General features: G+C 56.5%; 22 protein-coding genes. 8 read left to right on the forward strand and 14 right to left on the reverse strand.

Annotation, left to right across the window (positions count from 1 at the left end; translation table 11 throughout):
• Positions 1–14 precede the first annotated feature (14 nt).
• Together lplT and aas are read right to left on the reverse strand one after the other, a co-directional pair.
• The gene (lplT, locus tag ACVCAM_RS11470; protein ID WP_023294477.1) at positions 15–1,208 is read right to left on the reverse strand and encodes a lysophospholipid transporter LplT; all 1,194 of its coding nucleotides are present in this window, start codon (positions 1,206–1,208) and stop codon (positions 15–17) included.
• Positions 1,201–3,360, reverse strand: coding sequence for a bifunctional acyl-ACP--phospholipid O-acyltransferase/long-chain-fatty-acid--ACP ligase (gene aas / locus ACVCAM_RS11475; protein WP_008499671.1), 2,160 nt, complete (start codon positions 3,358–3,360; stop codon positions 1,201–1,203). Before aas ends, lplT begins: the two co-directional genes overlap by 8 nt.
• 425 nt (positions 3,361–3,785) lie before the next feature.
• Here aas and galR point away from each other — a divergent pair, with 425 nt between their 5' ends.
• On the forward strand, positions 3,786–4,802 hold the full coding sequence (gene galR / locus ACVCAM_RS11480; RefSeq protein ID WP_021242019.1) for an HTH-type transcriptional regulator GalR: 1,017 nt from the start codon (positions 3,786–3,788) through the stop codon (positions 4,800–4,802).
• Here the strand turns inward: galR and ACVCAM_RS11485 are convergent.
• Positions 4,763–5,248, reverse strand: coding sequence for a GNAT family N-acetyltransferase (locus ACVCAM_RS11485; RefSeq protein ID WP_025912415.1), 486 nt, complete (start codon positions 5,246–5,248; stop codon positions 4,763–4,765). The two genes, galR and ACVCAM_RS11485, sit on opposite strands and share 40 nt — an antisense overlap.
• 220 nt (positions 5,249–5,468) lie before the next feature.
• Between ACVCAM_RS11485 and ACVCAM_RS11490 the strand changes: the two genes are divergently transcribed.
• Positions 5,469–6,506 carry a LacI family DNA-binding transcriptional regulator gene (locus ACVCAM_RS11490; RefSeq protein ID WP_025912416.1) on the forward strand — a complete coding sequence of 346 codons (1,038 nt, stop codon included), beginning with the start codon at positions 5,469–5,471 and terminating at the stop codon, positions 6,504–6,506.
• Here ACVCAM_RS11490 and lysA read toward each other — a convergent pair.
• Positions 6,476–7,738 carry a diaminopimelate decarboxylase gene (gene lysA / locus ACVCAM_RS11495; RefSeq protein ID WP_025912417.1) on the reverse strand — a complete coding sequence of 421 codons (1,263 nt, stop codon included), beginning with the start codon at positions 7,736–7,738 and terminating at the stop codon, positions 6,476–6,478. The two genes, ACVCAM_RS11490 and lysA, sit on opposite strands and share 31 nt — an antisense overlap.
• Before the next feature lie 121 nt (positions 7,739–7,859).
• Here lysA and ACVCAM_RS11500 point away from each other — a divergent pair, with 121 nt between their 5' ends.
• Positions 7,860–8,786, forward strand: coding sequence for a LysR family transcriptional regulator (locus ACVCAM_RS11500; protein WP_008499676.1), 927 nt, complete (start codon positions 7,860–7,862; stop codon positions 8,784–8,786).
• On the opposite strand, the gene ACVCAM_RS11505 is transcribed toward ACVCAM_RS11500, so the two are convergent.
• From ACVCAM_RS11505 to ACVCAM_RS11535, 7 genes are all read right to left on the reverse strand, one after another.
• On the reverse strand, positions 8,781–9,473 hold the full coding sequence (locus ACVCAM_RS11505) for an aspartate/glutamate racemase (protein WP_025912418.1): 693 nt from the start codon (positions 9,471–9,473) through the stop codon (positions 8,781–8,783). The two genes, ACVCAM_RS11500 and ACVCAM_RS11505, sit on opposite strands and share 6 nt — an antisense overlap.
• Positions 9,474–9,563: 90 nt before the next feature.
• Positions 9,564–10,688: an LPS O-antigen length regulator Wzz(fepE) gene (gene wzz(fepE) / locus ACVCAM_RS11510; protein ID WP_025912419.1), complete on the reverse strand. Its 1,125-nt coding sequence runs from the start codon at positions 10,686–10,688 to the stop codon at positions 9,564–9,566.
• 208 nt (positions 10,689–10,896) lie between these two features.
• Positions 10,897–12,330 (reverse strand): arabinose-proton symporter AraE, encoded by a 1,434-nt coding sequence (gene araE / locus ACVCAM_RS11515; protein WP_223825726.1) that lies wholly within the window; start codon positions 12,328–12,330, stop codon positions 10,897–10,899.
• A gap of 293 nt (positions 12,331–12,623) precedes the next feature.
• A complete protein-coding gene (gene kduD / locus ACVCAM_RS11520; protein WP_008499679.1) occupies positions 12,624–13,385 on the reverse strand; it encodes a 2-dehydro-3-deoxy-D-gluconate 5-dehydrogenase KduD in 762 nt (253 codons plus the stop codon).
• 63 nt (positions 13,386–13,448) lie between these two features.
• Positions 13,449–14,285, reverse strand: coding sequence for a 5-dehydro-4-deoxy-D-glucuronate isomerase (gene kduI, locus ACVCAM_RS11525; protein WP_008499680.1), 837 nt, complete (start codon positions 14,283–14,285; stop codon positions 13,449–13,451).
• A gap of 240 nt (positions 14,286–14,525) precedes the next feature.
• The gene (locus ACVCAM_RS11530; protein WP_008499681.1) at positions 14,526–15,704 is read right to left on the reverse strand and encodes an acetyl-CoA C-acetyltransferase; all 1,179 of its coding nucleotides are present in this window, start codon (positions 15,702–15,704) and stop codon (positions 14,526–14,528) included.
• Between the two features lie 93 nt (positions 15,705–15,797).
• Positions 15,798–16,664, reverse strand: coding sequence for a LysR family transcriptional regulator (locus ACVCAM_RS11535; RefSeq protein WP_025912421.1), 867 nt, complete (start codon positions 16,662–16,664; stop codon positions 15,798–15,800).
• A 105-nt stretch (positions 16,665–16,769) separates the two neighbouring features.
• On the opposite strand from ACVCAM_RS11535, the gene ACVCAM_RS11540 reads away from it, so the two are divergent.
• Positions 16,770–17,231 (forward strand): multidrug/biocide efflux PACE transporter, encoded by a 462-nt coding sequence (locus ACVCAM_RS11540; protein ID WP_008499683.1) that lies wholly within the window; start codon positions 16,770–16,772, stop codon positions 17,229–17,231.
• A 119-nt stretch (positions 17,232–17,350) separates the two neighbouring features.
• Positions 17,351–18,580 carry an amino acid permease gene (locus ACVCAM_RS11545; protein ID WP_023294484.1) on the forward strand — a complete coding sequence of 410 codons (1,230 nt, stop codon included), beginning with the start codon at positions 17,351–17,353 and terminating at the stop codon, positions 18,578–18,580.
• 55 nt (positions 18,581–18,635) lie between these two features.
• Here ACVCAM_RS11545 and ACVCAM_RS11550 read toward each other — a convergent pair whose 3' ends face one another.
• A complete protein-coding gene (locus ACVCAM_RS11550; RefSeq protein WP_021242030.1) occupies positions 18,636–19,088 on the reverse strand; it encodes an Lrp/AsnC family transcriptional regulator in 453 nt (150 codons plus the stop codon).
• 116 nt (positions 19,089–19,204) lie between these two features.
• Here ACVCAM_RS11550 and ACVCAM_RS11555 point away from each other — a divergent pair, with 116 nt between their 5' ends.
• On the forward strand, positions 19,205–19,816 hold the full coding sequence (locus ACVCAM_RS11555) for a LysE family translocator (RefSeq protein WP_025912423.1): 612 nt from the start codon (positions 19,205–19,207) through the stop codon (positions 19,814–19,816).
• Between the two features lie 27 nt (positions 19,817–19,843).
• Here ACVCAM_RS11555 and ACVCAM_RS11560 read toward each other — a convergent pair whose 3' ends face one another.
• Together ACVCAM_RS11560 and yjdI are read right to left on the reverse strand one after the other, a co-directional pair.
• A complete protein-coding gene (locus ACVCAM_RS11560) occupies positions 19,844–20,116 on the reverse strand; it encodes a GNAT family N-acetyltransferase (RefSeq protein ID WP_008499687.1) in 273 nt (90 codons plus the stop codon).
• Between the two features lie 10 nt (positions 20,117–20,126).
• On the reverse strand, positions 20,127–20,357 hold the full coding sequence (gene yjdI / locus ACVCAM_RS11565) for a 4Fe-4S mono-cluster protein YjdI (RefSeq protein WP_008499689.1): 231 nt from the start codon (positions 20,355–20,357) through the stop codon (positions 20,127–20,129).
• Positions 20,358–20,658: 301 nt separating this feature from the next.
• Here yjdI and ACVCAM_RS11570 point away from each other — a divergent pair, with 301 nt between their 5' ends.
• Both ACVCAM_RS11570 and ACVCAM_RS11575 read left to right on the forward strand, forming a co-directional pair.
• Positions 20,659–22,299, forward strand: coding sequence for an ATP-binding protein (locus tag ACVCAM_RS11570; protein WP_025912424.1), 1,641 nt, complete (start codon positions 20,659–20,661; stop codon positions 22,297–22,299).
• Entirely contained in the window at positions 22,283–22,978 is a 696-nt protein-coding gene (locus ACVCAM_RS11575) for a response regulator (protein ID WP_025912425.1), read from the forward strand. The genes ACVCAM_RS11570 and ACVCAM_RS11575 overlap by 17 nt, the downstream gene beginning before the upstream one ends.
• The last annotated feature ends 45 nt before the right edge of the window (positions 22,979–23,023 follow it).

The raw sequence follows: 23,023 nt of genomic DNA on the forward strand, positions 1-23,023 counted from the left end.
CACCCGGCTATATATCAACGGCGACGTTGCCACATCCACAAGCCTGCAATCGCAATCGCAAACAGCCCGCCAAACCCGACGCCAATCCCCACCACCGGCACACCCACTTTTACCGCCAGCGAGTAGAGTCCCAGCATTAACAGCATCGCCAGGTTTTCACCCAGATTTTGTACCGCGATGGCATTCCCCGCCCCGACGGTTTGCTTGCCCCGTTCCTGCAGTAACGCGTTCAGCGGCACCACGAAGAAGCCCCCCAGAATACCAATCAGGATCAGGAGGGCATAAGCAGGCAATAACGCATGCTGCAGCGAGAAGATAAGCACCACCACGCCAATCAGGATCCCTGCTGGCATGCAGCGTGCAACCGTCTCAAGCGTCACCAGCTTCGCTGCCGCACCTGCCCCCACAACAATGCCGATGGCCACCATCGCATTAAGATAGGTCGGCGTCGCGTTGTCCGTAATGCCCAGCGCCACCGGCACCCACAGGACCAGCAGGAAGCGCAGCGTAACGCCCGCGCCCCAGAACATACTGGTCCCCATCAGGGAGAAACGCGTTTCACCGTTACGCCACAGCACGCGGCAGGCAGTAAAGAAGCTGCCGGTCATTGGTTTAACGCGCCAGGACTGGCCCGGGCGAGCCACCGGCAGCTTCGGAATAAACAGGTTCGCCACGACCGCCCCGCCATACACCACCGCACACACGCCCAGTGCCGCCAGCACATGCCAGTCGGCCAGCACGCCGCCCGCGACGGATCCGAGCAGAATAGCGGCAATGGTTGACGATTCCATCAGGCCGTTGGCTTTGACCAGCTTATCCCCGGTGGTCAGCTCTCCGAGGATGCCGTACTTCGCCGGCGAGTAAGCGGCGGCCCCAATGCCCACCAGCGTATAGCCAATAAACGGATTGAAGCCAAAGCAAATGCTGGCCGCCCCCAGCAGCTTGAGGCCGTTGGCAAACATCATCACCCGGCCTTTCGGGAAGCTGTCCGCCACCTGCCCCACAAACGGAGCAAAGATAATGTAAGCGCCCACAAACACCATCTGCAGGATCGGCTGACTCCAGTCGGGGTAAAACTCGGCTTTCAGCAGCGCCAGCGTGGCAAACAGCAGCGCGTTATCACCGAACGCAGAGAGAAACTGCGCGGCGATGACGGCCATCATGCCTTTCGACCTGAGGGATGTGTTAGTGTGTACTGACTCACGCATTTTGCTGTTCCGCCTCTTCAACCATGCCTTTCAGGGTCACGAAATCGGGCTTCCCGCTGCCCAGCACCGGGAGCTGTTTTAGGTAGCGAATATCGCGCGGCACGGCCAGTTCAGGAATACCGTGTTCGCGTGCATAGCTCAGTAATCTGTCGCGCTTAAGCTCACTGTCGGTCGTAAACAGTACCAGCGCCTCACCTTTGCTGGCATCGCTCTTCACGACGGTAGCGTGCATCTTCTCGGCAGACACGGCCGTCGCCAGTTGCTCAACCATTTCCAGAGAGACCATTTCACCGGCAATTTTGGCGAAGCGTTTTGCGCGTCCCTGGATCTGTACAAAGCCTTGTTCATCAAAGCGGACGATATCGCCGGTGTCGTACCAGCCGGTTTCAACCTCGCCGTTGACGTTCTCCGCCGTCGGCGCTTCCAGCACGCCCGGATTTTCCACGCGCAGATACCCGTTCATCACGTTTGGCCCTTTCAGCTGCAGACGGCCACCGTCCTCAATGCCCGGCACCGCCAGCAGACGCGCGTCCATCCCCGGCAGAATTCGGCCAACCGTGCCCGGTTTCGCCGCCATCGGCACGTTAATCGAGACCACGGGCGCACACTCGGTCACGCCATAGCCTTCGAGAATGCGCAGACCAAACTTGTCCTGCCAGATCTGACGCGTGCTCTCCTGCAGTTTTTCTGCGCCAGCCACCACGTACCGCACGCGATAGAAGTCATACGGATTGGCGAAACGCGCATAGTTCCCCAGGAAGGTAGAGGTCCCGAACAGAACGGTACAGTTACGGTCATACACCAGCTCCGGCACGATGCGGTAATGCAGCGGGCTTGGGTAAAGGAACACTTCTGCACCGGTCAGCAGCGGCGTGAACAGCCCCACCGTCAGGCCAAAGGAGTGGAACAGCGGCAGCGCCGACATAAAGCGGTCGTTCGCGGTAAAGTCGGCGATGCTTTTAATCTGCTCGACGTTCGCCAGAATGCTCTTGTGGCTGTGGACGACGCCTTTCGGGTTGCCCTCCGATCCCGACGTGAAGAGGATAATCGCGTCATCTTCCGGCTGCTGTTTGACCTGGGCCAGACGCGGCATCAGCAGATGCGCAAAAATCCACAGCTTGTCGCCGGTGGTCACGTCCGCTTTCAGATCCTCCAGGAAGACCCAGCGCACCTGAGTGAGCTGCTCGGGAAGATGCCAGAGCTTGCCTTTGTCCAGGAACTGGCGGGAGGTGAATACGGTATTGATTTGCGCAGCGGTTATCGCGCTGGTCAGCCCCTTCACGCCCGCCGTGTAGTTCATCATCGCCGGAATACGGCCCCGGGAAACCGCACCGAAAATCACCGCCGCGCTGATGCCCGCGTTAGGCAGCATCAGTCCAATCTTTTCGCCCTTTTTGCTGTACTTCTCCAGAATACGGCCCACAAACAGGGTTTTGGTCAGCAGCTTGCGATAGGTATCCGGAGTAAAGTTGATGTCTTCGATGCAGTTTTTCTTCGCGCCATAGCGGTACTGCGCGGAAAGCAGGGATTCGTAGAGCGTTTCGCGCGGGCGCACGGCCATACGCGCTTCCATCATGATCTGATGCAGCATTTCCCCGGCGATTTTACGGCGATCGCGGGCACGCGGCGCGTCGGGCATCGGTAATGACGTTGGCGGCAGGATATGCAGCGTGATTTTGGGGAACAGACGCTGCTTCACCAGCCCCTTCAGACGGCTGAAATGGGTCAGCTCCGCGCCTTCAATACGCAGCGGCACCACGGTCGCTTTTGACTTCGCCGCAACAAACCCCGCGCCGTCGTAGATTTTCATCAGCGAACCGGTCACGGAGATCCGTCCTTCAGGGAAAATGACCACCGGGCGCCCCTGCTCGACCAGACGTACCAGATGCTTAATCATCATCGGCTTTGTCGGGTCGAGCGGCACAAAATCAATCAGCGGCGAGAGCCAGCGCATATACCACTGCTGGCTGATGGAGGTATACACCGCAAACACCGGACGCACGGGCAAAAACAGCGCCAGCAGGATGCCGTCTATAAAGGAAACATGGTTTGGTGTGATCAAAACGCGTTCGCCGCTAAGCGCCCGGGTGTCGCCAGTGATGCGGATGCGAAAAAGAATACGGAAAAGCGTACGGAAGAACCCAAATAGCATCTCAACTCCCTTTGCCAGCCAGTGTGGAGGGTTATTAGTAAATGGTGGCAGATTACACGAGAAGTGATAAGGGAGCGACAGCAAAAGTGGAGGCGAAAAAAAACCTGCGCATCCGCGCAGGTTGGTGCAAGAGATGAGTACGAAACCGTACTAAGAATTCTCACCAATCAATACCTCTGGGATCTCAACTGTATCAACCTCTTTAACGCCCTTGCTATCGGACAATCGCAACAGCCTGAGGCAAAGTGTAACTAAAGGTTCAGATTCACATTTTTCAGACATGACTGGGCGTGTAACGATTACACCGCCAGGGGTGTGCTGCGTCACGTTTGTGGAGAGCGGAAATCCGCTCCCCTTGAATGCACGCCGCTTTTCCGCAACACTATTTGGTGTGTAAACGCTTACCCCCAATAAGAAGGTAATGAATGGCGACAATAAAGGATGTGGCCCGTCTGGCGGGCGTGTCGGTGGCAACCGTCTCGCGCGTGATTAATGATTCACCAAAGGCCAGTGACGCATCACGTCAGGCGGTACAAAGCGCCATGGAATCCCTGAATTATCATCCCAATGCCAACGCTCGCGCGCTCGCCCAACAGTCCACAGAAACGATTGGTCTGGTGGTGGGCGATGTTTCTGATCCCTTTTTCGGCGCCATGGTGAAAGCGGTTGAACAGGTTTCCTATCAGACAGGCAATTTTTTGCTGATCGGCAATGGCTATCATAACGAACAAAAGGAACGCCAGGCCATTGAACAGCTGATCCGCCACCGCTGCGCGGCGCTGGTGGTTCACGCTAAAATGATCCCGGATGCCGAACTGATTCACCTGATGAAGCAGATGCCCGGAATGGTGATTATCAACCGCATCATTCCCGGCTTTGAGAAACGCTGTGTGGCCCTCGACGACCGCTACGGCGCCTGGCTTGCCACGCGGCACCTGATTCAGCAGGGCCATACCCGGATTGGCTATCTCTGTTCCAATCACCCCATTTCTGATGCGGAAGACCGTCTGCAGGGCTACTACGATGCCCTGCGTGAAAACGGGCTGCCGTGTAATGACCGTCTGGTGGCCTACGGCGAACCGGACGAGAGCGGCGGTGAACAGGCCATGACCGAACTGCTGGGCCGCGGACGGAATTTCACGGCGGTTGCCAGCTATAACGACTCTATGGCCGCAGGGGCAATGGGGGTGTTGAATGACAACGGAATTGAGGTACCGGCAGAAATTTCGCTGATTGGCTTCGACGACGTGCTGGTCTCCCGCTACGTTCGCCCGCGTCTGACCACCGTGCGCTACCCGATCATCACCATGGCAACGCAGGCCGCCGAGCTGGCGCTAGCGCTGGCTGAACAGCGCCAGCCGCCGGAAATTACCCATCTGTTTAGCCCGACGCTGGTCCGTCGTCACTCCGTTGCGTCGCCTGCAGAAGCGCAGAGCGAATAACGGTAGAGGTGCACCCGCGTGTTGGGGTATTCCAGCCCATCACCGATATACTGCCAGCCGTAACGTTCGTAAAAGTCGCGGCAGGCAGACCAGAGATGGAGCTCCTCATACCCGGACTGCGCGGCGTAAGCGATAACATGCCGCTGAAGTTCTCCCGCAAGCCCCTTGCCTCGCGCCGCGTCGTCAACGTAGAGCGCCGCCAGCCACGGACAGAGATCCTGACGAGTGATCAAATCGCAGCGCCAGAGTCCCACCGTGCCAAGAAGCTGTTCGCCGTCAACGGCAATAAACGTCAACGGTAATGCCCCAGGCGTCTGGCTGTGCTCAACAATGCTGTGGAAAAATGCCCGAGGAAGCCCTTCGCCAAAGGCCTGCCAGATCCAGTCGGTAACCTGCTCTGCGAAGTGTGGCGCCTTGTAAAGCGGGAGGATGACAGCCTTATTCATGTTTCACCTGCATTTTCTCATGTATTTACTGGCCTGATGCTCCAGCCCGGTTCGGTGATTATCTTACCAGAGTCAGGCTATTGAGTTTGACTTCAGGCTGGCCGGACGAATCGTTACCAAAAAGCGTGATCGTGGCAGAGTTTTTGCGCTTCCCGCATCGCTTATACGGCATAAGCTCTGTGGTAAACTGCAGATCGTTACGTGGAAGCAGGAATATAGAATGGCAACAATGCTGGATGTATCACTGCGCGCGGGCGTGTCGAAGGCCACGGTATCGCGCGTGCTGAACGGCACAGGTCAGGTAAAAGAGAGTACGCGTCAGCAGGTGTTTGCTGCGATGGAAGAGCTGGGCTATCGCCCGAACTTTCTCGCGCGCTCGCTGGCTAACCAGACCAGCAACAGCATTGGTCTGGTCGTCTCGACCTTTGACGGCTTTTATTTTGGCCGCCTTCTCCAGCAGGCGTCGCGGCAGACCGAAACTCACGGGAAACAGCTGATCGTCACCGACGGTCACGACGCGCCGGAACAGGAAGAGCAGGCGGTGCAGATGCTGGCCGATCGCCAGTGCGATGCCATCGTGCTTTACACGCGCTACATGAGCGAAAAAGCGATCGTCAAACTGATGAACACCGTAAAAACGCCGCTGGTGGTCATTAACCGTGAAGTGAGCCAGGCGCCGGATCGCTGCGTGTTCTTCGAACAGCAGGATGCCGCATTCAAGGCCGTGGATTACCTGATCGGCCAGGGCCATCGGGAGATCGCCTGTATCACCGTCCCGATCCACACTCCCACGGGTAAAGCGCGGCTGATGGGCTATCGCAAAGCGCTGGAAAAGCACGGTATCCGTCTGGACGAGCGTCGGATAAAGTACGGCGATGCAGGAATGACGCGGGGATACGAGCTTTGCAAGGAATTGATTGCCGACCGAGTACCGTTTAGCGCCCTGTTTGCCTGTAACGACGATATGGCGCTGGGGGCGTCCAAAGCGTTGCACCAGGCGGGGCTGAAAATCCCGCAGGATATCTCCCTGTTCGGCTTTGATGATGCCCCAAGCGCGAAATGGCTGGAGCCTGCGCTCTCGTCGGTTTATCTGCCCATCGACAATATGATTGTCACCGCCATCGATCAGGCGATCCGGCTGGCAAGAAACCAGCCGGTCGATGCCATCCCGCCGTTTACCGGCACGCTGGTGTTACGCGATTCGGTCACAACGGGGCCGTACTTTCATCAGATGAGTTCTAAAGCCAGCAGTTCCTGAATGGTCTGGCGACGGCGGATCAGCCGCGCCTTGCCATTATCAAACAGCACTTCCGGCAGCAGCGGGCGGCTATTGTAGTTAGAGGACATAGACGCCCCGTAGGCACCGGTGTCGTGCAGCACAAGATAATCACCCGGCTTAACCTCTGGCAGCGCGCGGGTTTCCACTTTGCCGCCCTCCTGCTGGGTAAACACGTCACCCGATTCGCACAGCGGCCCCGCAACGACCGTCTCAACGCGCGGCGCCTGCGTTAAATCGCGGCCGTCGGCAGCCAGGGTGGTAATGTGGTGATAGCTGCCGTACATGGACGGACGCATCAGGTCGTTAAAGCCTGCATCAATCAAGACGAAGTGGCGAGACCCCATCTCTTTCACGCTGCGGACCTGCGAAACCAGCACGCCGGCTTCCGCCACCAGGAAACGACCCGGCTCAATTTCCAGCTTCACCGCGTGGCCCAGATGCGCGGCAATTTGATCGCGCGCGGCGCTCCACAGACCGTAATAGTGATCGGTATCGATCGCCTCTTCCCCTTCGCGATAAGGAATGGAGAGACCACCGCCCGCAGAGATCGCCTTCAGATCCTGACCGAAGTCAACAACCTGACGCACCATCGCGCCGCACACCTGTTCCAGGTGGCCGTAATCCACCCCAGAGCCAATGTGCATATGAATGCCCACCAGCTTCAGGTTGTAGCGCTGTAACACCTCCAGCGCGGCAGGCATGTCGGCATACCAGATCCCGTGCTTGCTGTTTTCGCCGCCGGTATTGGTTTTTTGGCTGTGGCCATGGCCAAAGCCCGGGTTCACGCGCAGCCAGACGCGGTGGCCGGGAGAAACCTGACCGAGCTGCTCGAGCATATCCACAGAACCGGCATTTACCGGGATCTGCAGTTCGTGAACGCGCGCCAGCGTCGCATCGTCGATCACATCGGCAGTAAAGACGATCGCGTCGCTGTCGGCTTTCGGATCGTATCCGGCTACCAGCGCGCGCTCGATTTCGCCGAGTGAAACGGAGTCAACCTTCACGCCCTGCTCGCGCATCAGGCGCAGAATATGAATATTGGAGCAGGCCTTCTGGGCAAAACGCACCACGTCGAACTGATGCAGGGCGGCGATCTTCTCGCGGACAATCTGCGCGTCGTAGACCCACACCGGACAGCCAAACTCGGCAGGCAGGCGCAGCAGGTTGTCGGCGTTCAAATCGGTATCAGTCTGGTTCAGCGGGCGTGGCATGGTCTTCTCCGGATAAATGCGTTTTGATGATTACGCCACAGCGCAAAGAGAATAAAAAATATCGTTTTATCGCGAGTCTATGCAAAAATGATATGGACAGTTCTCTGCTTTCAGGTGCCCTATGCCCGCCGTTAATTTACGCCATATCGAGATTTTTCACGCCGTGATGACCACCGGCAATCTCACCGAAGCCGCACAGATGCTGCACACCTCGCAGCCGACGGTGAGCCGCGAGCTGGCGCGCTTCGAGAAAGTGCTGGGGCTGAAGCTGTTCGAACGCACCCGGGGCCGGCTTCACCCGACGGTACAAGGGTTACGCCTGTTCGAGGAAGTTCAGCGCTCCTGGTACGGGCTGGACAGAATAGTAAGTGCCGCGGAAAGCCTGCGCGAGTTTCGCCAGGGCGAGCTGTCGATCGTCTGCCTGCCCGTCTTTTCGCAATCCTTTTTGCCGATGCTGCTCCAGCCCTTTCTGGCCCGCTATCCTGAGGTCAGCCTCACCATCGTGCCGCAGGAATCACCTCTGCTTGAAGAGTGGCTTTCGGCACAGCGCCATGATTTAGGGCTAACCGAAACCCTCACCACCCCAGCGGGCACGGCGCGCACGGAGCTGCTCTCGTTAGATGAAGTGTGCGTTCTGCCCGCCGGGCATCGGCTTGCCGGTAAGGCGGTGCTCACGCCGGAGGATTTCCACGGGGAAAACTACATCAGCCTGTCGCAGACCGACAGTTACAGACAGCTGCTGGATACCCTGTTTGCCGAGCATCAGGTCAAACGGCGAATGGCGGTGGAAACGCACAGCGCGGCCTCGATTTGCGCGATGGTGCGTGCCGGCGTCGGCGTCGCGGTGGTCAATCCACTCACGGCACTGGATTATGCGGGAAGCGGGATCGTCATCCGCCGCTTTAGCGTGTCCGTCCCGTTCACCGTGAGCCTGATCCGTCCGCTACACCGTCCGGCTTCCGCGCTGGTGGATGCTTTCACCGAACACGTCATGGAGCACGCGCGTCAGGTGGCGCTTCGCTTACCTGACCTGCAGGACCCACTATGACAGCATAAACGCCACGGCATCCGCAGCATGGATAGCGGTGGTATCAAATACCGGAAGAGGGCTTCGCTCAACGGTTACCAGCAAACCGATCTCCGTGCAGCCGAAGATCACCCCTTCTGCCCCCTGCTGCGCGAGTTTTTCGATGACGCTGACGTAGAAGGCGCGGGAGGTTTCGCTGAAGGTGCCGAGACAGAGCTCGTCAAAGATAATCTGATTGATGCGCACCCGGTCTTCTTCTTCAGGGATCAGGCTTTCGATCCCAAACTCGCTGCGCAAACGCCCGCGATAGAAATCCTGCTCCATGGTGTAGCGCGTGCCCAGCAGCGCTACGCGGCGCATCCCGGATGCCGCAATTGCGCGCCCGGTCGCGTCAGCGATATGCAGGAACGGCAGCGAGCAGCGGTTCTCAATATGCGATGCCACCTTGTGCATGGTATTGGTACAAAGCAATATCCCCTCGGCCCCAGCCCGCTCCAGCCCCAGCGCCGCCTGGGCCAGGATCGCCCCGGCTTTATCCCACTCGCCGCTCGACTGGCAGGCTTCGATTTCATGAAAATCAACGCTGTGGAGCAGCAGGCTTGCGGAGTGCAGCCCCCCCAGACGCTGCTTAACCCCTTCGTTAATCAGGCGATAATAAGGGATTGTCGATTCCCAGCTCATTCCACCTAACAGGCCGATCGTTTTCATCATCCCTCCTTTTCGTTGATTTCTTCTTTTAACACAACCGGTGCCAATAAAAAAAGGCGCTCTCTTGAGCGCCTTGTTAATCTGCAGGGTTTATTCCGTCACCGGCTCGGGGAGTGGATTACGGGTGAGCATCGCCTCGCGCAGTAAAACGCTACTGCAGGCAAACAGTGCCCCCAGGAGCGCCGCCAGAACGACAATCAGGGCCTTGCCTGGACCATCCTTTTTCACCGGCATGGAGGGAGAGAGCTGGTACCGGAATGGCTCAAGTTTAACATCCGCAAAGGAGAGCTTTTTCAACTGCGCCAGATAATATTCCCGGTTCTGGAAATCCGCATTCAGCTCGGTCACGTCCTTGAGATTTTTTTCAATCTGCAGCTTTTGCGCGATACCGTCAGCACCGAGCGCAACAGAGTAATCCGGATCGTCTTTTACCGCCTGCCCGTTGCTGTAGACCGGCTTCTTGATGCCGGCGGCATTCGCGACTTCCAGGGAATAATTCAGCCGCTGCAGGTTGGTATTGTGAATATTGGTCAAACGGACGCGATCCAGCTCTAGCTGCTGCTCAACGACTTTCGTTTTCAGCGCGATCTGGTTGCGGATATTCTGCACTGTCTCTTTCTCAACAATAGCCGCGATATAATTGATGTATCCCTCCAGAACGGATTGCGCATCGCCTGCTGTCGGCGCAGTGAAGTTTAATGTCCAGGAGATATAGGGGGTTTTATCCGCGTCTTTTCCCTGATCGTTATTCACCGCTTTCATTCTGTCTGAGATATTGACTATCGCCCGATGCAGCTCAAGCGGATCCACCTCAGCGTCTTTAAGCTGCGACATCACGTAAGAAGAGGATTTCAGATACTCTTCAAGCAATGACTGCGACTGAAACTTTTTAATAAAAAGATCAAAGACTTCTGGACGGGTAATCTTCACGTCCACATCCAGCACCTGTAACGCCACCATCATCTGGCGCAGCGGGTTCCACTGCGACTGTTCTGCCGGGGTGATCACCGCTTTACTGGTCCATTTTTGCGGCAGCAAAAATGAAATGGCCAGCCCCACGAGAGCAAAAGCAAGGGTAACGGCAACGATGCGCTTTTTAGCCGCCGCTAAAACCGCTAATAAACCTAAAAGATCTATTTCTTTAGCGTGTTCGTTACGGGTGGAATAATGGGGGAAATCAATATCTGTGCTTTTTTTGAAATCCATTTCTGACATAGGAATTCTTCTTTCTCTTGATGCTACGCATCTTTGTTCATTGATCGCTGTGGCTCAATAATACAATAGATTAAGAAAAATCCTAATTCTAAACACCATTATCTGACTCCCCCTGCCAGAGTTAGTAGTGAGTTTCATCACGTTATGATTGTGATTAATCTCCCTTTCCACCTCCGGCATAGGTTAAACATGTAAACAGGCAATCCGATCACACGCCGATGTTCCGCAGCTTCTCCCCGGCCATCAGTTTGCGCTCGATGTGTTCCAGCGTCACGCCTTTGGTTTCTGGAATCAGCCAGAACGTGACGCCAATAAATGCCACGTTCAGCACCGTATAGAGCCAGAACGTTCCCGCTGCACCAATCGCGTCCAGCAGCGTCAGGAAGGTCGCGCCGATGATCATGTTCGATACCCAGTTGGTGGTCGTGGAACAGGTGATGCCAAAGTCGCGGCATTTGAGCGGCTGAATTTCGGAGCACAGGATCCACACCACCGGCGCGGCGCTCATCGCGTAACCTGCGATACACATCATGGTCATCCCGACAGAAAGCCAGGAGAGTCCGCTGGAAGCCGTGCCGTTATCAAACTGCATCAGGCAGTAGCCGAGGATCAGCGTGCCGAGCGCCATCACGCTGAAGCCAATTTTCAGCGCCGGTTTGCGGCCCGCCTTGTCCACGGTGAATACGGCAATAAAGGTGGCAAACATGAAGGTCAGCCCGACCACCAGGGTGGCGATCATCTGCTGTTCGGTGGTGGTGAACCCCGCCATTTTGAAAATGCGCGGCGCGTAGTACATGATGATGTTCATGCCGGTGAACTGCTGCATCGCCTGCAGCAGCATGCCGAGGAAGACCGCCCGGCGCACGTTGCGGTTGATTTTAAACAGCGCCCAGCCCCCCTGCTTGAGCTTCAGGCTTTCGCGGATCTCGTTCAGCTCTTCGCGGGCTTTTTCGGAGGTATCGCGCAGCATGCGCAGCACCTCTTCCGCCTCCACGTGGCGCCCTTTTTGCGCCAGCCAGCGCGGGCTGTTCGGCAGGAAAATCACTAAGACAATCAGAACCACCGCTGGCAGCGCCAGCACGCCGAGCATTGCGCGCCAGTTGCCGCTGTAGCTGAAGTAGGTGTCAGACAGAAACGCCAGCACGATACCCAGCGTGACCATCAGCTGATACATGCTGATCATCTTCCCGCGCACGTTCTCGCTCGCCATTTCGGAGAGATAAAGCGGTGCCGTGTAGGAGGCAATCCCCACCGCCACGCCCAGCAGCACGCGGGAAAGTAGCAGAACCTCAACGTTTGCGGCAAAGGCGGAGCCAATGGAGCCGGCGACAAAAAGAATCGCCCCGGCCATCAGGCTGTATTTGCGCCCCAGGCGAAACGAGAGCCAGCCGTTGAACAGCGCGCCAATGGCCGCGCCGAGCATCATGCTGCTCACCACCCACTCCTGCAGGCGGCTGCTCAGGGTAAAGTGATCGGTAATAAAGGGCAATGCACCGGCAATGACGCCAATATCCAGTCCAAATAACAGGCCCGCCACGGCGGCGGCAATAGAGACAAACTGGTTCATGCGGCGAGTATCACGCAGCGCAGCGGGCATTAGGGTAGAGTCATTTATAGATGTCATATTTTCCTGCCTGAACAGTGAAATTCGTTAAGTGAAATTACGAGATAGCGAGAAAAAGTGTCAGGCGGGAAAAGGTGAAGATATGGATTATTTCGCTGCGACATAGCGTTCTGTGATGGACATTACAATTTCAACTAACGCTGAATAATCACATGCTTTTACTAATCATCTAATTTTTAAAGATTAAAAGTGTGATGGCTGTCGTTCATGACTTTTTAGTATGGATTTTCCGTGGTTATCCATATGGATTTTGACAATTTTTAAGCAAAAAAAACCTCTGCCCAAAAGCAGAGGTCCAGACCCGATGCGGGCTATCGCGCCAGCCAGCCGCCATCGACCGCTACGGTGTAGCCGTTGATATAGTCCGATGCCGACGAGGCCAGAAAGACCACCGGCCCCATCAGATCGCCCGGAAGCCCCCAGCGCCCCGCCGGAATGCGGTCGAGGATTTCCGCGCTACGCTGCTCGTCCGCACGCAGCTGCTGCGTGTTGTTGGTCGCCATGTAACCCGGCGCAATCGCATTCACATTGATGTTGTGTTTCGCCCACTCGTTTGCCAGCAGGCGGGTCACGCCCATCACGGCGCTTTTGGAGGCGGTGTAAGACGGCACGCGGATACCGCCCTGGAACGAGAGCATGGAGGCAATATTCACGATCTTGCCGCCGTTCCCCTGCGCGATAAAGTGCTTTGCCGCCGCCTGGGACATGAAAAATACGCTCTTGATGTTCAGATCCATCACATCGTCCCAGTCGCGCTCGCTGAAATTGATCGCATCTTCACGGCGAATCAGCCCGGCGTTGTTGACCAGAATGTCGATGTGACCGAATTCCGCCACCGCGCGATCCAGCAGTTCAGGAATGGCATCGATTTTACGCAGGTCGGCGGTCAGGCTCAGGAAGCGGCGGCCCAGGGCCGTCACGCGCTCGAGGGTTTCCGTCGGTTCAACGATATTAATCCCGACGATATCGCAGCCCGCTTCCGCCAGGCCTAACGCCATCCCCTGACCCAGCCCGGTGTCACACCCGGAAACCACCGCCACTTTCCCCTGCAGAGAGAATGCATCCAGAATCATGTTTATTCCTTACTCTTTCAGAGCCTGTCACTCACAGGCAGGTTTATGCGTCACTGCCCGCGACTAGCGCAGATCGCTGACCGCAACATGGTCCATATCATCAAAGACCTGGTTTTCACCCACCATTCCCCAGATAAAGGTGTAGGCTTTTGTCCCTACGCCGGAATGAATAGACCAGCTCGGCGAAATCACCGCCTGCTCGTTATGCATCACGATATGGCGCGTTTCCTGCGGCTGTCCCATCATGTGGAACACGCAGGCGTCCTCATCCATGTTGAAGTAGAAGTAGACTTCCATGCGGCGCTCGTGGGTATGGCACGGCATGGTGTTCCACAGGTTGCCCGGCGCAAGTTCGGTCAACCCCATGCTGAGCTGGCAGGTCTCCAGCACGTCCGGCACGAAGTATTTATTGATGGTGCGGCGGTTGCTGGTGAGGTTGTCGCCCAGCGTCACGGGCGCGACGTCTGCCGGGGTCACCTTTTTGGTTGGACAGGTGGCGTGGGCCGGCGCGCAGTTATAGTAGAATTTCGCAGGCCTGCTGGCGTCGATGCTGGCAAAGACCACGTCCTTCGCCCCTTTACCCACGTACAGCGCCTCGCGATGGCCAATCTCATAGCACCGTCCGTCTACGGTGATGGTGCCCGGCCCGCCGATGTTAATCACCCCCAGCTCGCGACGCTCGAGGAAATAATTTACGCCCAGCTGTTTACCGACCTCACCGCCCACGGAGACGCTTTTCGTGACGGGCATTATTCCGCCCACAACAATGCGGTCGATATGGCTGTAAACCATGGTGTACCTGTCAGCCTCGAATATCTGCTCGACTAAAAATGCCTTACGCAGCCCCTGCGTATCCAGCGTTTTGGCGTGCGCGCTGTGGATGCTTTCTCTGACGTCCACGGTAACCTCCAGATGTGGTCATGCCCGAAGGCGGGAAGTAAAACGAAACAGCGTTCCGTTTTACATAATGAGCACATACTATCGGCATAAAGTGGGCTTTTCAATTATATTTAAAACAACGTTTCATTTTTATTTTTGTTTATCGCGGAATTGATGCCCGGATCACGCTAAAACCGTCGGGAGATAAAGATCACGATAAAAAAAACCTCCCGGAGGAGGTCTTTTTTTAATGAGGAAAAATTAGCGTTCAATGGCCAGCGCCACCCCTTGTCCGCCGCCTATACAGAGCGTGGCAATCCCTTTGCGGGCGTTGCGCTTCTTCATTTCGTGGACCAGCGAAACCAGGATTCGGCAGCCGGACGCCCCGATCGGGTGCCCCAGTGCGATCGCTCCACCGTTTACGTTGACCCGCAGCGGATCCCACTCCAGCATTTTTCCGACGGAGATCGCCTGCGCGGCATAGGCTTCGTTCACTTCGATCAGATCCACATCAGAAAGCTGCCACCCCGCACGCTCCAGACAGCGACGGGTCGCATAGACAGGCGCGATCCCCATTAACGCAGGATCCACGCCCACGCTGGCGAATGCCTTAATGCGGGCCAGCACGGGGAGATCGAGTTCAAGGGCTTTGCTTTCGCTCATCATCATCACGGCAGCGGCGCCGTCGTTAATGGAAGAGGCATTTCCCGCCGTGACCGAGCCCTGCATTTCAAACGCAGGATTCAGCCTCGCCAGCCCTTCAGCGCTGGCGTCGGTGCGCGGCTGCTCATCGGTATCCACAACGATAACCTCGCCCCCCTGACGCTGCGTGCTGACCGGGACAATTTCGTCGCGAAAACGGCCGGAATCAATCGCCGCACGCGCTTTTTGCTGCGAGCTTAGCGCATAGGCATCCTGCACCTCACGGCTGATGCCGTACTCGCGCGCCAGGTTTTCCGCCGTTACGCCCATATGATAATCGTTGAAGGCATCCCACAGCCCGTCATGCACCAGGCTGTCGAGCAGCTGGCTGTTGCCCAGCTGTGCGCCGGTACGGCTGTCGGTCAGGACGTGCGGCGCGCGGCTCATATTCTCCTGCCCGCCCGCAATGATTACGTCCGCCTCACCACACTGAATGGCCTGCGTCGCGAGATGCAGCGCTTTTAATCCTGAACCACAGACGTCGTTGATAGTGATAGCGGAGACGGTATTGGGCAGTCCGCCCTTCAGCGCCGCCTGTCGCGCAGGGTTTTGCCCGGCACCGGCCGTGAGGACCTGTCCCAGAATCACCTCATCAACTTCATGTGCTGCGATCCCGCTACGTTCTACCAGCGCTTTCACCACCACGCTGCCCAGGTCAACCGCCGAGTGACGCGCGAGCGCTCCCTGAAAACAGCCGATAGCTGTACGCAACGCACCCACTATTACGACATCTTTCATCACGACCTCTGTGTTAAATGACATGACGATAGTAGAGGATTGTTACTGGCAATTATCTTAATTGTTTAAAAATAGTGAGTTTAATCACAAGGATCAGCGTGCATCCTGCAGATACTGCCGCAGCCAGCTTCCGGCAACGCCGGGAGGGGATCGTTTATTCCACAGCAGATCGATGCCGATCGCCCGCGGCCAGCCGGGAACATTGAGCTGTACCAGGGATTTCGCGGCGGCAAATTCCTCCACCAGCGCGCACGGCAAGACGCACCAGCCAAATCCCTGTACCGCCATACTCAAGAGTAACAGGTAATTCGGGGCTGACCAGACAGGCCCGCGCGCGATCTCCGCCTCACGCTCAAGATAGGTGCTCAGCCGCAGCTCTCGCCAGCCGTGCAGATCGTCACGCTGAACGTCATCCTGCCCGGCCAGCGGATGCGTGGTCGCGACATAGATCGCCATGCGGGTCTGCATTGGCAGCCGGATGGCGCCAATATCCGTAGGATAACCGTCTCGCGCTTCGGTGAGGCCAATCTGCGCGCGCTCCTTTTGCAGCAGATCGATCACGTCCTCCTCCTCGCCAATCAGACATTCGAATTCCGTATGGGGAAAGCGCGCATCAAACTGCTTCATCATCTCTTCCAGCACATCCGGATTGAGGGTATCGGAAAGGACAAACGTCAGACGCGCCTCCGTTTGCGCCGTGAGCGACACCGCCAGCTCATCCAGCCGCGTGCTGGCGGCGAGAATAGCCTGCACGTAGCCCAGCACCTGTTCCCCCTGGGCCGTTAACACCGGCTGGCGGGCCGAACGGTCAAACAGCTCAAATCCCAGATCGGCTTCAAGGTTGGCAATGGACGTGCTGACCGTCGACTGGCTTTTACGCAGCCGGCGTGCGGCCGCAGAGAAAGAGCCTGCTGCAACGGTCTCGACAAACGCGGTCAGGGCTTCGGGTGAATAGCGCATAACCTATCTACTTTTACGATGGATACTATCTTTAATATATCAGCTTTAGCGATAAAAATAGGCCACATCAACGCCCATACTGGCGAATTAACGAGGTCTATCGCTATGCAACATCAGGATGCACTCCAACGTAAACTGCCGGAGCGGATCTTTCATGCTGTCTGTTTTGAAGGGATTGCGACGGCGATCCTCGCCCCTACCGCGGCGTGGTTGATGCAGCGTTCCGTGGTGGAAATGGGTGGGTTGACCATTATTCTGGCCACCACCGCCATGCTGTGGAACATTATTTATAACGTCGGCTTCGACCGTTTCTGGCCTGTTCAGCGCGTCAAACGTACGGCAAAAGTGCGTGCGCTGCATGCGCTGGGGTTCGAATGCGGCTTTATTGTGATTGGCGTGTCGATTGTCGCCGCCGTGCTGGGCGTCACCCTGCTGCAGGCATTCACACTGGAAATAGGTTTCTTCCTGTTCTTCCTGCCGTACACCATGTTCTATAACTGGGCGTACGATAATCTGCGTGAGAAATTTCTTAAGCGCCGCCAGCAACGACGCGCCCTGGCAGGCTGAACCGCCTCTGGCCGGACGCCCGTTCCGGCCCGACGTCTTCGAAGCAACTGCGCTCTTAAGGCATAACTATGGTAAATTGCACGCCATTCTGATGGTTTGATAGTTGATACGTTGCTCTAATGTCGAAAATTTGGTCAAAAGATGAGACTCTCTGGAGTTTCGCTCTCTACGGCACGGCCGTGGGCGCAGGAACGCTCTTCCTGCCCATTCAGCTGGGCTCCGCAGGCGCAATCGTCCTGTTTATTACCGCCCTCGTGGCCTACCCCTTAACCTACTGGCCGCACAAAGCGCTGGCGCAATTTATCCTGTCGTCGAAAACGAAAGGCAACGAAGGGATCACCGGCGCCGTTTCGCACTATTACGGCAGGAAGATCGGCAACCTGATCACCACGCTCTATTTCATCGCCTTCTTTGTGGTGGTGCAGATTTATGCGGTGGCCATCACCAACTCGTTAACCGAGCAGCTGGCAAAACACCTGACGGTAGACACCACCGTTCGCGTGCTGGTTAGCCTGGGCGTGGTGCTGGTCCTGAATCTGATCTTCCTGATGGGACGGCATATCACGATAAAAGTGATGGGCTTCCTGGTGTTTCCGCTGATCGCCTATTTCCTGTTTGTCTCGCTCTACCTGATCGGCAGCTGGCAACCCTCGCTGCTGACCAGCCAGATGGCCGTCGATCGCCATACGCTGCACCAGGTCTGGATTTCGATTCCGGTGATGGTGTTTGCGTTCAGCCACACGCCGATTATCTCGACGTTTGCCGTTGACCGCCGCGAGAAGTTCGGGGACGAGGCCATGGCTAAATGCAAGAAAATCATGAAGGTGGCATACCTGATTATCTGCCTGAGCGTGCTGTTCTTCGTCTTCAGCTGCCTGCTCTCTATTCCGCCGTCGTATATTGTGGCCGCCAAAGAGGAAGGGGTGACAATCCTGTCTGCGCTGTCGATGATGCCCTCCTCACCGGCGTGGCTGGGGATTTCCGGGATTGTCGTGGCGATTATTGCGATGTCGAAATCGTTTCTCGGCACCTATTTTGGGGTGATTGAAGGGGCGACGGAGATCGTGAAGTCGTCGCTGAACCAGGTGGGCGTGAAAAAGAGCCGCGCCTTTAACCGCGCGATATCCATCATGGGGGTGTCGTTAATCACCTTTGCCGTCTGCTGCATTAACCCGAACGCTATTTCGATGATTTACGCCATCAGCGGCCCGCTTATCGCCATGATCCTGTTTATCATGCCGACGCTGTCGACGTATCTGATCCCCTCCCTGAAACAGTACCGTTCCATAGGCAACCTGCTGACGCTGATCGTCGGGGTGCTGTGCGTGTCGGTGATGTTTGTCGGCTAATTCCCTTTCCTGCCCGGCGCGCTGCCGGGCAGGCCATTCAGTCCCGGCCTCCTGCTTACAGCGGAAAAGGCCTGTCCTGCACCACCGTTTTCATGACAAGCGTTGAGCGAAGATGCTGCACGCCGGGCATAGCGGAGAGCTTCTCGTCGTAGAGCTTCTGGAAAGCGGAAAGGTCGCGGGTCACGACGTGCATCAGATAATCAGGATCGCCAAACAGGCGCTGGGCCAGCACGATCTGCGGGATCTCTTCCACCGCCTCTTCAAACGCGCTGACCGCCTTTCGGTCACCCTCTTTCAGCGTCGCGAACACTATCGCCAGGAAATTAAATCCCATTTTGGCGGGGTCGAGGCTGGCACGGTATCCCGTTATGGCCCCGCTTTGCTCCAGCGCCCGCACGCGACGATGGCACGGCGAGAGGCTCAGATTCACCCGCTCAGCCAGTTCGGTAAGCGACAGGCGGCCGTCAGACTGCAGTTCAGCAAGAATTTTTCTATCGATGCTATCCATGTGGAAGATTTGCTCATTTTCACCGTGTTATGAGCATAACATTGAAAGCCTATTTCGCAGTGTTAGCGATATTCTTTTTCGCAACGTATAACGCACTGCGGGAGTATTTCAGGACGATGGAAATGAGTATTGTGGCCGGCTTTTGGGTGGTTTCGTTTCTGCTCATCATGACCCCGGGGGCCGACTGGGCCTACGCTATTAGCGCCGGGATTAACGGGCGACGCGTGGTCCCGGCGGTGATGGGGCTGATGTCCGGGCATCTGCTAGCCACATTGATTGTGGTGGCAGGAGTGGGGGTATTGATTGCTCAACATCCGCTGGCGTTAGCCGGGCTGACCGTGGCGGGAGCCCTGTATCTCCTGTGGCTTGGCATAACGTTATTGCGTCACCCGGCCGCACCGGAGAAGGCCACCCAGCATGCGGGTAACTGGACGCAGTGGGCGGTGAAAGGACTCTGCATTAGCGGCCTTAACCCGAAGGTTTTTTTGCTGTTCCTGGCCCTGCTTCCGCAATTCACAGACCCAACCGGAAGCTGGTCGATAGCGATGCAGATGTCTGCGCTTGGGATGATGCACCTTATTACCTGTACCCTGGTTTATCTGCTGGTGGGGTATGGTTCGAAAGCGGTGCTGGCGACCCGGCCACAGGCGGCCCGTCTGGTGAGCAGGGCATCGGGAGGGTTGATGGTGCTGATCGCGCTGGTACTGCTGTTTGAGCAGGTGAGATAAAAAAACACCGGCCATCGCCGGTGTTATTTACGCCCGAATATCGTCATATTCCCGTGTTTTATCAAACTCATGTTTCGCGAACGGGCACAGCGGAATAATTTTGCGGTTCTCACCGCGCATCTTCTCCACCACTTTCGCCACCAGCTGTTTACCGACGCCCTGCCCTTTCAGGCTCTCATCCACATCGGTGTGCTCGATAATGCTCAGGTGCTCGCCGGTCGGCACGAAGACAATCTCCGCGACCTGGTTGCCGTTCGCATCATTCACGTAAAACTTGTTATGGCCTTCCAGAATATCCATGGTTCCTCGCTTATTTTTGGCGATACTTCAGCGCACCGCTCGGGCAGGTATCAATCACGCGGACAACCGTTTCAACGTCCACTTCATCGGGAATAATCCACGGTTTACGTTTCAGATTAAACAGCTTTGCGCTGCCACGCACGCAGTTACCGGAGTGTTTGCAGATCCCGGTGTTGAAGTAGACGTCAATTTTCTCGCCGGTATAGGCCCGGTAACCCGCATCCAGTAGCTCTTTATCCATGACATTGCCTCTGTAATTATTATCGTGCTGAATGAAGAATAGCCTGACGGGATCCTGATGGCTATATACCCGTCATACTTCAAGCTGCAGGTGCGTTGGCTGCACTCACTCACCCCAGTCACGTACTTATGTACGCTCCCGGGGATTCGTTCCCTTGCCGCCTTCCCGCAACTCGAATTATTTAGGGTATAACGCCGAAAACGAAAAGCCAGGTCACAACTCTTTTAGTGCCAGATTGCGTCCGCTATTGGCCCATGTCAGGCTCGGCAAATGTCACTTTTACATAACATCCGCAGGTTGAATGAAACGCAGACTCTCATTTCAGGTAAAGCTGTTTTTAGCGCTGGTGTGCTTCTCCTGCCTGCTGTTAGTTCTGCTGGGAACGATCCTGTTTCATTTTATTGACCGGCAGCTCCATCACGATCTCGGCCAACGCGCCCGGGTGCAGGCCAGCCAGATCGCGCTGATGCCGGGTCTGGCGGCCATGGTCGCGGCCAGAGATATTCCGGGGATAGCCCGGTTAATTCAGCCGCTGCGCGCCGAAAGCGATGCCAGCTACATTGTGATTGGCGATACCGAGGAACAGCACCTCTATCATTCGGAATCCCCGGAGCGTATTAATTTACCGATGATCGGCGGGGACAATGCGGAGGTGTTAAAGGGTAAAACCATTATTTCCGTGCGTCAGGGTGGGATTGGCGTGTCGCTACGCAGCAAAGCCCCCATCTTCAATGCGCAGCATCAGGTGATCGGTATTGTCTCGGTCGGCTATCTGACCTCTTATATAGCCAATATTAATGCCCGCATTCTCTGGCAGTCCGGGCTGTACGGCGCGGGTCTTCTTCTGCTGCTGTTTATGTTCTCCTGGCTGTTTACCCGCAATCTCAAAAAACAGATGTTCCGACTGGAGCCGAAAGATATCGCTCAGCTGGTTTTGCAGCAGCGCGCGCTATTAGAAGCCATGTATGAGGGGGTATTTGCCGTCAATGAAGAGAAGCAGCTGATTTTGATTAACCGCGCCGCACGAGAAATGCTGGATATTCGGCAAAGTGAGAAAGAACTTATCGGCAAACCGCTGGAAGACGTTCTGCAGACGTCGCCGGGCTTTTTATCCCAGCGCTACGCCTCGGTGAGCAGCGGTAGCCACGACCAGATTGCGGTGCTGAACCAGCGGGAGGTGATCGTCAACCGCGTCGCGATTGAGGTCGAACCCGGCGTTGAAAGCGGCTGGGTCTACAGCTTTCGCGACAAAAATGACATCAACACCCTCAGCAGCCAGCTCAGTCAGATCAAGCGCTATGCGGATAACCTGCGCATTATGCGCCACGAGCAGCTGAACTGGACCGCCACGCTGGTGGGCTTGCTGCAGATGAAACACTATGACGAGGCGATTCGCTACATTCAGGTGCAGTCCGAAGGCGCGCAGCGCGTGCTGGACTTTGTCTCCGCCCGTTTTTCCTCTCCCGCGCTGTGCGGGCTGCTGCTCGGAAAATACGTCAGCGCCCGCGAAAAAGGGATCGAACTGCTGTTTGATCCCGCCTGCCAGCTCACCCGCATGCCCGCCACGCTCAACGAAACGGAGCTGATGTCCATTATTGGTAACCTGCTGGATAACGCGGTAGACGCGACCCTTAAGGCCCCGGTCCCCGCGCCGGTGGAACTCTACATTTCTGACCGAAACCAGGAGCTGCTGATCGAGGTGGCCGACCGGGGCTGCGGGGTGGAGGATGCGATGAAGCCGCATATTTTCCGCCAGGGATTCAGCAGCAAGCCGGAACGTGAAAACGACATTGTGGGCACCGAGCACGGTATTGGCCTGTATCTGGTGGCAGGATATATCGACAAGGCTGGCGGCAGCATTGAGATTGCCGACAACACGCCACAAGGGACCATTTTTTCTGTGTTTATTCCGAATGGGCAAAAGCATGACCCGAGCACTTGATGTTGTGATCGTTGAAGATGAGCCGCACCTGGCGGAGCTGCATCGCGAGTATATCGAGCAGAATTTTCATTTGCGCGTGGTGGGCATCGCCGCGTCGATTGAGCAGGCATGCAGCCTGATTCGTCAGCATCAGCCGCGGCTTATCCTGCTGGACAACTATCTCCCGGACGGTAAAGGCGTGGAGCTCATCGATAACCCGCTGCTGAAAAGCTATGAGTGTTCGGTGATCTTCATCACCGCCGCCAGCGATATGCAAACCTGCAGCCACGCCATGCGCAGCGGCGCGTTTGACTACCTCATCAAGCCCGTCTTTTTCCAGCGCCTGCACGCCTCGCTGGAGCGTTTTATGCGCTTCATCCACACCGTGCAGCAGGTGAAGGTGGTCGACCAGCATGCGCTGGATCGCCTGTTTCATCTGCCTGCCGCGGAAGCCTCCGTAACGCCGTCCACAAAGGGCATTGAACCCCAAACGCTGGAGCGGATAAAACGCCTGTTCGCCGAGCATCCCGACAGCGCGATGTCGGTTGAAGAGGTGGTGGAAAACGTGGGGATCAGCAAAACCACGGGGCGTCGCTACCTCGAATACTGCGTGGAGAGTGGGTTGATCAGCATTGAAATGCTGTACGGCAATATTGGTCATCCTCGCCGGTTATACCGTAAAGCCCCCGATAAACGGTAATCCAAAACCGTTCGTTGGCTAACGTTCGCGGATTTTATGGTGTTA

It is taken from the genome of Enterobacter sp. CFEC122, assembly GCF_052983755.1.